This is a genomic window from Cutibacterium sp. KB22876, from assembly GCF_059728865.1.
The window spans coordinates 2,107,032-2,120,372 of the sequence record NZ_AP040858.1; the positions used below are offsets into that span (position 1 = coordinate 2,107,032).

Below are 13,341 nucleotides of genomic sequence, written 5' to 3' on the forward strand. Positions count from 1 at the left end.
ATCGTGAGCTCCATCACTGACGGCGTCGTCGGCCATTTCTGTCCTCGTCACAGAGCTGCTCGCATCCGCGGCCAGCTCCTGCAACACCTCCCAATTCAGCTCCTCCCGGCGAACGAGTCGGCACCAGGTTTCGAGGCGATGAACGACAGTGAGATCGATTCCTGCCAATGGGTTCGTGATCAGGGCCGACACTTCTCGCCGGCCCGGTTGGGTTCCTGTTGCGAGATAGACCGCCACCTCAAGAGCATTGAGGATCTGAGTGACGGCGTGGACGTCGGACAACGCGTGCTCATCCCGCGAGCGCAAGACCGGTATGCCCTGAGAGGCAAGGATCGTCGCGATCACTCCCAGCTCAGCGCCATGACGGGTCACCACCGCCATCTCACTCCAAGGGACGCCATCGGCCACGTGAGCATGGCGAAGACTTCCAGCGACCTTTCTCACCAGGCGAGTGGCGCTGCCAGCTCGAACGGCGGCTACCGTTCCCGCGTCTGTGGCCGCGGCGTTGTTTGCCCGCCGTCTCAGACGGCTGGAGGACGGTATCGCTGGCATTCCTGCACGCAACGACTCAACGACGTCGGCAACATGCGCATGATTACGGTAATTGATCGTCAGGTGGTGAATCGACACGTCCGGGAACTCATCGATCAGATCGTCGAGGCGTTCCGCGGCTGCTCCTCGAAAACCGTAGACGGTCTGGTCCGGATCGGCGGTCAGCACACAAGGAACATGGCATTGCGCAATCTGGGCAATGAGGCGAATCTGAGACGGATCGCACTCGGTCAGATCGTCGCACACCAGCAGCTTGACCCGTGACCTCACGTCGATGGCCGCACCTGGACGGGTCAAGGCGATCCGAGCACGATGCACCGCCTCGGCGTAATCCACTGCCCCCTCCAGATCAAGAACGTCCAGATAATCCGTCAGGAATGGTCCCAAAACCTGCCATTCCGGCACGCCCCAGGTCATCCCCGCAGCAGTGAGGTCCTGCGGGTCGCATCCTTCTTGACGAAGTCGCGCCGCCATGACACGCACGTCAGACGCGAATTGAGAGGTCTGTGCGCATGCCTGCAGCTCCTCGGGCCAGTCCGTCATGTCACGAGCCGCAAGAAGCTCTCTGATACGAAACTCCTGCTCAGGAGCGGTCAACAGCCGTCCCGAGAAATGTCGAGATCCAAGAATGCGCCGGGCCAACGCGTGAACCGTCATGACATGAGGGTCCAGATGAGCGCCTCCGAGTCGTCGTACGAGGCCATTGCGCAATGTCTGGGCAGCCGGTCTTGTCTGGCCGAGCAGCAGGATGTCGGACAGGGAGCCGCCAGCTTCGACGTACTGCGCGGCCACCTCAAGACACAGACCCGTCCGTCCGGTGCCCGGCCCTCCCATGACGAGGACCGTGCCGGCGTCATCATTGAGCACCCGCACCTGAGCGTCATCCCATCCATGCATGGCACACATCCCACCACCGACCTGCGACAGCATTGCCGTCCGGCTGGGTCTTTTCCACAGAACAACGACGTCAGCAGTCATTTCCTGGTCTCATCGGCCCACCATGTGAAAGGGTAGAAGAGCTGTCTCATCCCCATGGGACGCGTCCGCATGTTCGTAGTTGGTCATGAACCTCGACGGTAGACATGGGTCTACCGCGATCGCCACACCACGTCGAGCGCTGCACCCGGATACAGCCGGAGCCCTGCGGAGAACAATTACCCAGTCTGAGGACCTTCATGAATGAATCGGACCAGTCATCGACCGAAATCGTGACGCCCGATACCTCCGCCATCTCGCGAGTGGACCTCACCGAGCGAGCCGCAGCTCGTGGAGATGTTGCCTGCGCCTCACACATCGGACTACGTCATGAAACGAACCAGGACGCGGCAGCCCTCGGCATCGACAGTTCTGGGCGTCATATCGTCCTTGTCGTCGCTGATGGTGTCTCGTCGACCGAGGGTGCAGAGGAATGCGCCAGAATCGCATCTCACACCGCGCGCGATTACCTGACGGCGACAATGGACCAGGGGATGCCAGCCAACGACGATGACATCGTCACCCTCTTCGAGCGAGCATTCCGAAAGGCGCACGAGGCTGTGGTGAGCGAATCGCGTCCTATTGGTGCGTGCACTCTTGCCGTCGCCGTTGCGACACAAGAACGCATTGTCGTGGGCAATATCGGTGACACCCGAACCTACTGGTTCCCTGATGACGGTAACTGTGTCCGGCTGTCCATCGATGATTCCATGGCCCAGGCACAAATGGATCTGGGAATGTCTCGGGAAGAGGCAGAGGCGGGGATCGGCGCCCATGCCATCACGAAGTGGCTCGGCGCCTCCGCCACCGACCTCGCTCCCCGCGTCATGGCCTATCAGCCACAGCATTCCGGATGGCTCCTGGTGTGCAGTGACGGATTGTGGAATCACGTTCCCGATCCGGACGACTTGACCACGCTCGTCACTGATCTCGCGGGCACGGCGCGAAAAAATGACCAGGGTCGTCCCGACCCAGCAGATCTCGCGGCCGGACTCATTGCGCACGCCAACGCGTGCGGCGGTCATGACAACATCACTGTGGCGCTGTGGCGTCGGGACGCTTGATCCAACGGTAGATTTGTCGTCATGGAGATCAAGATCGGCATCGTCAACACCGCAACCGAAGTCAGCATCGACGCTCAGGAAAGCGCTGGATCCATTGAGCAGCAGCTCAAGGACAGCCTCAGCCAGCCCGACGCCGTCCTCACCCTGACGGATGCCAAGGGCCGCAAGGTTCTCGTTCCCGCCCGTGGGATCGCCTACCTCGACCTGGGGCAGCCCAACAGCCGTCAGGTCGGGTTTGGGACTCTCTGAACTCGGTCACGGTTGAAAGTCATGGCAGCTTCGGGTCATTCCGGAAGCTGCCATTGTCATCTACCACTCGAGGCCACTCGCCGTTTCGTCAATCACGGTTCGAGGCCGAGATCGATCATGCGTTCGTCATGGGCGTTCAACACACCAGCCATCACCTCATTGATGAGGTCGAGATCATCGAACTCTCCCCCACCAGCTTTCGTCAGGGCCGCGGTCAGCGCCTGATGACGGGCAAAGAGCCGTTGGGCCACCGACAGCACCTCTCCCACGAGACGTCGTGCGAACAGAGATTCTGCCGATTTGTCACGTTGCCCGGCGATGATGTGACGCATCGCGGCATCCCATCTCACGCGGCTCCCCGTACCGCGACCGAGCCACGGGCCGAAAGAGCCGCAGGCCGGACGAAGTTCGGGTGCGAGATTCGGCTCGACCCGGTCCAGGAAATCGGCGATGAGATCAACGACGATGTGGTCGCGCAGCAACACCTGGGACCAAGACTGGGAGGGCACGTACTCCTCCACGGACCCGATGAGGGGTTCCGTCTCTGCCAGAACCGTGCGATCCGTCAGATGGGTTCTGGCTTCGGCCAAGATCTGCTGAATCTCAGCACTGCGATCAACGATGAGGAACCGTTCGGACAGGCTGGGAGCCAGGACCATGCCGGACACCGTTGCGGAGAATCCATGCAAGGCACAGGACGCTGCGACGGACCAGAAGATCGTCACAACCGAGGAGTCGTTGGGGTTCGTGTCGTCAATGCTCACGCCAACAGGTTAGAGGGTCGACGACACTGGAGGTAGGATGCTCAATGGTGTGTCGACCGCGTCACCTCGCAGGTCCACACCGCACGTGACATCGTCGCAGAACAGAGTTCCGCGCGACGACATCACGAGGAACGACTACGAAGAATGACACAGGGCCTTGACGGGCCCACGCACGAAGAGGCCAAGACACTGACCGAGACCACTGTTTCCATTTCCACCTCTTTCGCCGATCTCGGCGTCCGAGAAGACATCTGCCAGGCGCTGGAGGGGGTGGGGATCGTCTCTCCCTTCCCCATCCAGGCCATGTCCATCCCGATTTCCATTCAGGGCACCGATCTCATAGGCCAGGCCCGCACGGGCACCGGCAAGACGCTCGCCTTCGGCATCACCGTCCTGCAGCGCATCACCCTGCCCGGAGATGACGACTGGGAGGAGTTCGAACACACGGGCAGGCCCCAGGCACTGGTGATGTGCCCGACCCGGGAGCTCGCCCTACAGGTGTCTAAGGACATCTCGACCGCCGCCTCGGTGCGCGGCGCGCGGGTCCTCACCGTCTATGGCGGCGTCGGCTACGAACCACAGATCGACGCTCTGAAGGCCGGGGTCGACGTCGTCGTCGGCACCCCCGGACGTCTTCTGGACCTCTCCCAGCGCAAGGACCTCGACCTGTCCCACGTGCGCATCGTCGTTCTCGACGAAGCTGACGAGATGCTTGACCTGGGCTTCCTGCCCGACGTCGAGAACCTCATCGGGCGCACCCCTACCTCTCGCCAGACCATGCTCTTCTCGGCCACCATGCCGGCACCGATCATGGCTCTGGCCCGTTCCCAGCTGAACCGTCCGGTACACGTGCGTGCCGAGGGTGCCGACGCCCAGGCCACCGTTCCGGACACCCAGCAGTTCGTCTACCAGGCTCATCCGATGGACAAGATCGAGGTCATCGGGCGCATCCTGCAGTCCCACGATGTCGAGAAGGTCATCATCTTCTGCCGTACCAAGCGCACCTGCCAGCGTCTGGCCGACGACCTCGACGACCGTGGCTTTAAGGCTCGGGCCATCCATGGCGACCTGACCCAGGTCGCTCGCGAAAAGGCCCTCAAGAAGTTCCGCAACGGCGACGCCACCATCCTCGTCGCCACTGACGTCGCTGCACGTGGCATTGACGTCACAGGGGTCTCCCACGTCATCAACCACGAGTGCCCCGAGGACGAGAAGACCTACGTCCACCGTATTGGCCGTACCGGACGTGCCGGTGCCAAGGGCGTGGCCGTCACCCTCGTTGACTGGGCTGACGTCACTCGCTGGAACCTCATCAACAAGGCACTGGACCTCGAGATCCCCGAGCCCATCGAGACCTACTCGACCTCCCCACATCTCTACACCGACCTCGACATCCCGGAAGGCACCAAGGGTGCTTTGCCCGGCGCCGAGAAGCGTGAGCGTCATCACCACAAGCGTGACGACAAGCACGACGGCCATCACAGACATGGTGATCGCAGTGGGGGCCGTCGTTCCCGCGAGGATTCCAAGGACGATGGCACGCCGCGCCGCAAGCGCACCCGTCGCCGCAACGGCAAGGTGATCCGCGGTGGTGACGAGGTCGGCAGCGCGCACGGCAGGCATGAGGCCAAGGAACACAAGAAGGCTCCCGAGAAGGACGCTGCTTCCGCCAAGGAGCAGGCACCCAGGAAGAAGGCCAGCACGAAGACCGTTGGCGATAAGGGGACTGGCGCTGTCCCGCGCCGCCGCAGGGCACGTCGGTCCCTTGTGAGTTCGGACTGAACACAGAACGAGGCACGGACATCATGTCCGTGCCTCGCTTCATATCACCAGATTCAGTAGACCATCCTCATGGCTGTCCGCACCTCAGCGAGAGTCTGGTCGGCGACGGCGTTGGCACGCTCATTTCCTTCCCGGAGCACCTCGCGCAGGTGGCCCTCGTCAGCAGCGAGTTCAGCACGACGCTCACGAATCGGGGCGAAGTAGTCGTTGAGAGAGGCGGTGAGACGCTTCTTGAGGGTACCCGAGCCACCGTCACCGATCTCCTCGGCAATGGCAGCGGGATCATCGTTCTCGCACAAGGCTGTGAGCAGCAACAGGTTCGAGACCTCGGGACGGTTCTCCGGATCCCACGTGATGTGGCGCTCGGCGTCCGTCTTGGCCTTCTTGATGAGCTTGGCGGTCTGGTCGGCGGTCATGCCGATCTCGATGGTGTTGCCCTTCGACTTGCTCATCTTCGTGCCATCGAGACCCAACACGTGCGGGGTGGCGGAAAGCAGCGCCTCCGGCTCGGGGAAGACCGGCTTGGAGGCATCGGCTCGCCCGTACCTCTCGTCGAAGCGACGAGCGATGACGCGGGTCTGCTCGATGTGTGGCAGTTGGTCACGGCCGACCGGGACGAGGTTGGCCTTGCAGAAGAGGATGTCGGCAGCCTGGTGCACCGGGAAGGTGAGCATGAGACCCGACATCGGGCGGTCCGAGGTGGCCAGCTCGTCCTTGACAGTCGGGTTACGACGCAGCTCCGCGTCGGTCACTAGCGACAGGAAGGGCAGCAGCAGCTGGTTGAGGGCAGGCAGGGCCGAGTGGGTGAAGATCGTGGTACGGACCGGGTCGATACCGATGGCAAGGTAATCGGCGATGTTCGACATGACATTGGCCTGCAACTCGCCGACGCCGTCACGGTCATAGATGACCTGGTAATCAGCGATGACGAGGAAGGACTCGATTCCCTCGTCCTGCAGACGCACCCGATTGGCCAGGGAGCCGAAGTAGTGACCGATGTGGAGACTTCCGGTGGGACGATCCCCGGTGAGAAGCCGCCATTTCTCCGGATGGACGGCCAGATCGGTCTCAACCTTGTCACTGCGGGCCTGCGAGCGCGCCAAGGTGGCAGCGTTCGATCCGATTTCGGAGACGTCGCTAGTCATCGAAAATCCTTCCTCGCCGCCCACCTCGGCGACGAGGCGACGCCGCCGGGCAGGGCGGCCGTCACATCGTCAGTGCCGCACGCAGCGACGCCACCACGAGGTGGCATTCGCAGGTGCAGTCGTCATGTCGGTCACTGTAGCAGTCTCACCGGACGCGAAGAACTCCACCACGCAGCTGGATCCTCGTCACGAGCTCTCGGTAGGCGGTCTCACGGGTGAGATTGCATCCCAGCTCGTGGTCCTTCTTGCCCGAGCCGTGGTAATCGCTCGCTCCGGTCCGGACCAACCCGAGCCGTCCTCCCAGATCGAAGAGCATTCGGCGGGCTGCCTGGTCGTGGTCCTGGTGCTCCACCTCGATTCCGTCGAGCTGATGATAGGCAGACAACGACGCGATCACCTGCGGGGTGAGGACCTGCTGGGCTCCCCTGCCCCACGGATGTGCTAGGACGGCGACGCCGCCGGCGTCGTGGATGAGGTCGATGCCCTCTTCCAACGCCACGCTGTGCCGTGGAACATAGGCGGGCTTGCCGTCAGCGAGCCAGTCTCGGAAAGCCTCGTCACGGTCTTCGACGTAGCCCTTAGCCACCATCGCGTCCGCTACATGGGGCCGACCCAGGCTCGAGGCCGAACCGGCCGCTCGATGGACGTCCGCCGTCGTCACCGACATTCCGACCTCGGCGAGTATCTGACAGATGGCGTCCAGACGCCCAACTCGCGAATCCCGCGTGATCTGCAGCTCCCTGCCCAGAGCTGGATCGTCAGGATGCGGCCCGTAACCGAGAAGGTGAACGTCACGACCACCAATGTGGCACGTCATCTCGAGGCCAGGAAGCAGCCGGACGCCGAACCGTTGTCCGGCTGCCTGAGCCTCCTCCAGCCCATCGAAGGTGTCATGATCAGTCAGGGCGATGACGTCCAGACCGCTCGTGGCAGCTTTCATCACGAGGCGGGTCGGGGAATCCGTCCCATCCGAGATCGTGGAATGGGTGTGGAGATCAATTCTCACTGCTTGGCCTCCTGGCCCACGGAGGACCGCAGGTCACTGACCATCACGACGCAGTGCGCTAGATCCGGGGTTGTCGTCATCGCTTCAACAATACGTCCACCATCGACCAGAACGTTTGCCGTTCCAATCTCAAGGGCCCGACGCGTTGCCTCGGACATCACCTGAAGGAGATCCTCGCGGAGGCTTGCCCGCACTCGGGCATCCGTCGGACGGTCCTGGGGAAGCTGTTCGACGAGATGGGTCAGGCGGGTCATGTCCACCCTGCGCGCCAGCGTCAAGTATGCCTCGGCGACTTCGTCGAGAGGATGACCTTCGTCAGAGATCTCGACGACGCTCAACAGCACTGAACCCCAGTCGTGAGAGGCGACCACAGCGGCATCTGCACGATCGAGTCCCAACTCGGTGACATCATCAACCTTCTCCTGCCACTCGTCGGCACTGTCGCCCAGCAGGTCGGAGAGCTTGTCGACGAGTTTGGCGACGCCCGGACGGTAGGTCTCGATCGTGGCAGAGATGTTGTCCGCACCACCGTGGTTGAGGAACCACCTCGTGGCGTCCATGGCGAGATCTCGAAGAGCGAGCCTGATCTCGGCAGTACGGGCTGCGTCCAGTCCGAGGTGGGTGAGGTTCGTCTCCACCCTGCCCAGTCCGAAGACCGATCGGGCCGCCAGCTGGCAACGGATGACCTGAGCGATGTCTGCCCCGGTCTGCAGATGCAAGCGGTGGAAAGCCGTAATGCCCTGGGAGTCAACGAACCTGTTGACGGCTTCGGTAGTGATGATCTCCCGGTGCAGCCGGTGATCTGGCATCCGATCAGCGAACCTCTCACGCAGCAGCGGCGGGAAGTAGCCCACCAAGCGATCCGCCACGAAGGGATCTTCTGGAAGATCCGTGGCAAGCACGGCATCGCACAGGGCGATCTTCGTCCACGCGAGCAGGGTGCACAGCTCCGGGCTGGCAAGCCCCTCCCCTGCGGCCATTCGACGATTCATCTCAGCGGTCAACGGCATGGTGTCGACGACGCGATCAAGATGGCCAGACTCCTCGAGTTCGCACATCCAGGCTTCCAGGACTCCAGGAGTCGGCCCTGACGGGCTCACCGCATTGGCCAGCGCGAGGTTCTGAGAACGGTTGTGCCGCAATACCAGGGTAGCGACGTCGTCAGCCATGGCAGGCAGGAGTTCGTCGCGTTCCTCAGCGCTGAGGCGGCCAGCAGCCACCTCAGCATCAAGCAGGATCTTGATGTTGACCTCATGATCAGAGGTGTCGACGCCGGCAGAATTGTCGATGAAATCGGTGTTGATTCGGCCACCGTTTCGGGCGTATTCGATGCGGCCTGCCTGCGTCCATCCCAGGTTTCCGCCTTCGCCAGCAGCCCTGGCCCGCACGTCCTTGGCCGTGATGCGAACCGGATCATTGGCGCGGTCGCCGACCTGGGCGTCGGTCTCACTCGTGGCGCGTACGTAGGTTCCGATTCCACCATTCCACAGCAGGTCAACCGGAGCCCGCAGGATCGCTGAGATGAGATTGTCAGGGGTCATCCTCTTGACGGAGCCGTCGATGCCGAGGGCCTCGCGCATCTGCTGGCTCACCGGAATCGACTTCAAGGTGCGATCCCAGACGCCGCCGCCCTCGGAGATGAGGGACGAGTCGTAATCGCCCCAGCTCGAGCGCGGAAGATCGAAGAGGCGACGACGCTCCTGCCAGGACGCGGCAGGATCCGGGTTCGGGTCGACGAAGACGTGACGGTGGTTGAAAGCTGCCACCAGCTTGATGTGCTTGCTCAGCAACATGCCATTGCCGAAGACGTCACCGGACATGTCGCCGATACCGACGCAGGTGAAGTCGTCAGCCGACTGGTCGATACCCAGGTCGGCGAGATGCCGGGTCACCGACTCCCAGGCGCCGCGGGCCGTGATGCCCATGGCCTTGTGGTCGTAACCATGGGATCCACCCGAGGCGAAGGCGTCACCGAGCCAGAACCCGTGCTCCGCGGCAATTGAGTTCGCGGTGTCGGAGAAAGTGGCAGTGCCCTTGTCAGCGGCAACGACGAGGTAGGGATCGTCCCCGTCGTGGCGCACCACGTGGTCAGGGGCGACGACCCTGCCCTCGACGACGTTGTCGGTCAGGGACAGCAGCGACGAGACGAAGATGCGATAGCACTCCTTGCCTTCCTCTGCCCAGCCCGCGCGGTCGGTCGTGGGATCGGGCAGATGGGCGGGAACGAAGCCGCCCTTGGCGCCCGCAGGCACGATGACCGAGTTCTTGACCATCTGGGCCTTGACCAGGCCGAGGACCTCGGTACGGAAGTCCTCGGGACGATCCGACCAACGCAGGCCTCCTCTCGCCACCGCACCGAAACGCAGATGAGTTCCGGAGACCCTCGGCGAATTGACGAAGATCTCGAACTTGGGTCGTGGGGCTGGGGCGAAGTCAAGCTCACCTGGACGCACCTTGAAGGCCAGCGCTCGGCGATCCTTCTGCCACCAGTTGGTGCGGATCATGGCCTTGATGACGGCATGCATCATGCGCAAGATGCGATCGTGATCAAGGGAGGCGACGTCGTCCAGATCAGAAAGGAAAGCCTGTGACAGCTCCTCCACCTTGGCCAACCGCTCGGCTCCGGCATCGACCCCGTCATCGTAAGCCGACGGATCGAACTTGGCCTCGACGATCCTCACGAGGTCCCCTGCCAGATTCGGGTTCGCCCGTAGTGCCTTCGCCATGTAGGTCTGGGAGAATGGGCTACCAACCTGCCGGAGGTAACGAGCGATACAGCGCAACATGGCCACCTGGGACCAGGACAAGCCCGCCTCGGTCACGAGGCCCGAGAACGTGTCGGATTCGCACTTCCCAAGCCAGGACGCGGCAAACGCCTCGGTGAAACGATGTCGCTCGGATTCCTTCCACAGCTCACCGGGGGCCTGCAGGCCAAGGTCGAACAGCCAGATCTCCCGACCGCGCAGAACAATCCGGTGCGGATGCTCATCGACGATCTGGACGCCAAGGCTCGACAGGTGCGGCATGACCTGGGACAGCGTCATCGGCGCGTGCTGATTGAAGATCTTGAGGCGCAGGTCGGAAGGATCGGCGGGGTCATCCGGACGGTACATGACCAGGCCCAGGTCGTCCTCAGCCAACCCGTTGAGCAGTTCGAGGTCCAGAATGCCCTGCTTGGCCGTGAATTCCTGCTTGTACTCGGGTCCGAAGTCAATTCCACGTCGGTCGCTCTCAATGCTGCTGGCCAGGGCAATGAACTCGTCATCCCAGTTCGAGGTGGCGTCAGCGAGCTCTGCCTGCAGTTCCGCATCATCAACCGGAGGAAGGACCTCACCGTCAGGGACCTTGGCAGTCAAGATGATCCTGACCAGGGAGGACTCACCCATCATGATGGTCGAGTCGAACTCGACCGCGCCGGTCCGCTTGGCGACGATTCCCTCGACGACGCCAACAGTGCTGGCGTCGAAACGGTCGGCCGGGACGAAGACCAACAGGTGGAAGAACCGGCCCCACGGACCGCGGCGGACCAGTGCCCGAAGGCGCTGCTTCTCGCGCAGGTCGACGATCGTCATGATGAGCGGCACGAGCTCTTCGGCCGAGGCCTCGAAAAGGGCGTCACGTGGGAACTCGGCGATGGTACGAATGACCGCCTTGCCGCCATGGGAGTTGGCTCGGTATCCCGAGAGTGCGAGCATACGGGAGGCCTTGGCGCGAAGGACCGGGATGTGCGTCACCGACTCGGTGTATGCGGCCGACCCCAGCAGACCGATGAAGCGGTGCTCAGCGACGACGGTGCCGTGTTCGTCACGGATTCGCACGCCAACGTAATCCCGGTATCCATTGCGCTGCACGGTGGAACGAACCGAGTCCTTCGTGACGACGATGGTGGATTGATCCTCGCTGTGAGGGACCGCATCGAAGCGCGGCCCGTCATCGGTGATGCCCAGCCGGGTACCGGGTACTGGCGTCATGGTGTCCCCGTCGACCCGGAACTCCTCGTACGACAAGTACATAAAATGGTCATCGGCCAACCATTCCAGGAGCTCACGCGTCGAGTCACGATCATCGGCGCGCCCTTGGGAAGCACTCACCACCTCAGCGGTCCGCAACATCGCCTCTTGCATCGCCGCCCAATCGTCCGTGGCCCGAACAACCTGGTCAAGGCAGCTGTGAAGATCCTCATCGAGCTGCTTGGCAGCCTCGCCAGTGTCAACACCAATCGGCGCCGTGGCATCGATGTGAATCCAGGACTCCGGCTCGCAGCCCTCGCGTCCGGGAGTTCCGACACTCTCAACAGCTCCCTCGGCGTTGCGCTTGACACCGAAAATCGGGTGCCGAACGTCCTCAACTCGCCACCCATGACGAAGCAGGCACGACACGACGGTGTCGACGAGGAAGGGACGGTCATCCATGACGACCTGCACCGAGTTGACCTGACCGTCAGACCACGGCGGAGCGATGCTAACGTCGACGCGAACCGGTCCAGGCTTCACGGCAACCTTCACCTGCCGTTCCATCGCCTGACGAATCACCTCTTCACAGCAGTGATCTCCAGTGGCGTGCTGCTCCAGCACCGATGCCACGAGAGCCGGGATGACTTTCTCCATCTCTGACACGATCAGGTCACCTTCGTCATGGTCACGGGGCCACCTCAACGTGGTCCTCGATGAGAACTCTACAAGGGTTTATGCCTTCGCGTGAACCACCGAACAAGGTCGTTTTGCGAGGTGTGTCGCAAACGTCCGGCATCATGGTGACATGGACATCAATTCACGGGCCCATTTCGACGCAACCCCTGATCAAGTCGTCGCCATGATGACCGATCCGGCATGGTGGCAGGACGTCCACCGACGCGCCGGGGCCACCACCAGCAATGCCGTCGTCACGGGGGATTCGTTGAGCCTGGACGTGGCCGTGCCCGCTCCCAGCCAGGTGACGAAGTTCGTCGGCTCCACCCTCACCGCCAAGCAGACCGTGTGGTGGCAGCCCGCCAATCCTGATGGATCGAGAGAGGGCTCCTTGCAGATCGTTCCTCAGGGCATGCGGGCGAAGGCAGACGGACACGTCTCCGTGCGTCCCGACGTCACCGGAACTGAGGTCATGTACACCGGTACCTTCACCGTGTCGGTCCCGCTGGTGGGCAAGAAACTAGAAAAGGCTGCGGCCCCACACATCACTCAGGCCTTCGACATGCAGCAGCGGGCGGGCGACGACTGGTTGGCCTCCCACTGAGGCCAACCCCACCCGTCGCGGCGGTCCGTCACTCCAATCCGGGAAAACCCTCGGGGTCGGTGTCGGCCGCCGGAAGCTCCTCGGTGATGTCATGCCACGACAACTCGTGCTCACCGATGAGAGTCTGAACGGCGACGTCATTCCAGGCATCGTCGATGATCATGCCCTTGACGTCCGCGGCAGCATCCTTGGAGTCGGCGTCGTCATCGTCGGCAAACCACGCCGTGATCTGCGAGGGCTCGAGACGGGTCAGCGTCACTCCGCCGTTGTCGACCTCTTCGTGCTCTGCAATTTGCTCGGCAGGGACATGGGCGACGAGAACCAGTCGACGACCGGTATGGGTCAGGCCCCATACCGAACCGATGACCATAGCAGCATGTTCGGTTTCCTCGGGATCAGTGACGTCGAGGATGACACGAAGCTCCTCGGTGACCGTGAAGGCCGTCACCTGTTCTCCCGGCGCGGCAACGAGCTCACGAGCCCGTTGCGCATTGGTTGGGATGAAAACGATGGTGGACGTCGACAATTGAACCCTCCTTGGTCAGCGTGACCCCTGATGCATCGTCCACGGT

Annotated in this window: 9 protein-coding genes and 1 pseudogene; 4 read left to right on the top strand and 6 right to left on the bottom strand. The window is 62.6% G+C overall.

All coding sequences use genetic code 11. The features are described 5' to 3' along the window. Positions 1–63: 63 nt before the first annotated feature. Positions 64–1,458 (bottom strand): annotated as a pseudogene (locus tag AC6I1W_RS09580) (UvrD-helicase domain-containing protein); the annotation flags it as partial. 269 nt (positions 1,459–1,727) lie between these two features. Here AC6I1W_RS09580 and AC6I1W_RS09585 point away from each other — a divergent pair. Beyond that, on the top strand, positions 1,728–2,591 hold the full coding sequence (locus AC6I1W_RS09585) for a PP2C family protein-serine/threonine phosphatase (protein ID WP_065674061.1): 864 nt from the start codon (positions 1,728–1,730) through the stop codon (positions 2,589–2,591). A 21-nt stretch (positions 2,592–2,612) separates the two neighbouring features. Next, complete coding sequence (locus AC6I1W_RS09590; RefSeq protein WP_065674060.1) at positions 2,613–2,840, top strand: DUF3107 domain-containing protein; 228 nt, start codon at positions 2,613–2,615, stop codon at positions 2,838–2,840. Between the two features lie 92 nt (positions 2,841–2,932). Here AC6I1W_RS09590 and AC6I1W_RS09595 read toward each other — a convergent pair whose 3' ends face one another. After that, entirely contained in the window at positions 2,933–3,499 is a 567-nt protein-coding gene (locus AC6I1W_RS09595) for a hypothetical protein (RefSeq protein WP_171048573.1), read from the bottom strand. Between the two features lie 249 nt (positions 3,500–3,748). Between AC6I1W_RS09595 and AC6I1W_RS09600 the strand changes: the two genes are divergently transcribed. Next, positions 3,749–5,386 carry a DEAD/DEAH box helicase gene (locus AC6I1W_RS09600; RefSeq protein ID WP_065674058.1) on the top strand — a complete coding sequence of 546 codons (1,638 nt, stop codon included), beginning with the start codon at positions 3,749–3,751 and terminating at the stop codon, positions 5,384–5,386. Positions 5,387–5,439: 53 nt separating this feature from the next. Here the strand turns inward: AC6I1W_RS09600 and trpS are convergent, their stop codons facing one another. The 3 genes from trpS to AC6I1W_RS09615 all read right to left on the bottom strand — a co-directional run bounded on the left by trpS (position 5,440) and on the right by AC6I1W_RS09615 (position 12,144). Then, a complete protein-coding gene (trpS, locus tag AC6I1W_RS09605; RefSeq protein ID WP_117189191.1) occupies positions 5,440–6,531 on the bottom strand; it encodes a tryptophan--tRNA ligase in 1,092 nt (363 codons plus the stop codon). A 145-nt stretch (positions 6,532–6,676) separates the two neighbouring features. After that, positions 6,677–7,474 (bottom strand): PHP domain-containing protein, encoded by a 798-nt coding sequence (locus AC6I1W_RS09610; protein ID WP_065674092.1) that lies wholly within the window; start codon positions 7,472–7,474, stop codon positions 6,677–6,679. A 59-nt stretch (positions 7,475–7,533) separates the two neighbouring features. Next, positions 7,534–12,144, bottom strand: coding sequence for an NAD-glutamate dehydrogenase (locus AC6I1W_RS09615; RefSeq protein ID WP_065674093.1), 4,611 nt, complete (start codon positions 12,142–12,144; stop codon positions 7,534–7,536). Positions 12,145–12,295: 151 nt separating this feature from the next. On the opposite strand from AC6I1W_RS09615, the gene AC6I1W_RS09620 reads away from it, so the two are divergent. Beyond that, a complete protein-coding gene (locus AC6I1W_RS09620; protein WP_065674056.1) occupies positions 12,296–12,769 on the top strand; it encodes a DUF2505 domain-containing protein in 474 nt (157 codons plus the stop codon). A 28-nt stretch (positions 12,770–12,797) separates the two neighbouring features. Here the strand turns inward: AC6I1W_RS09620 and AC6I1W_RS09625 are convergent, their stop codons facing one another. Continuing rightward, positions 12,798–13,295: a DUF6912 family protein gene (locus AC6I1W_RS09625; RefSeq protein ID WP_016667780.1), complete on the bottom strand. Its 498-nt coding sequence runs from the start codon at positions 13,293–13,295 to the stop codon at positions 12,798–12,800. Positions 13,296–13,341 lie beyond the last annotated feature (46 nt).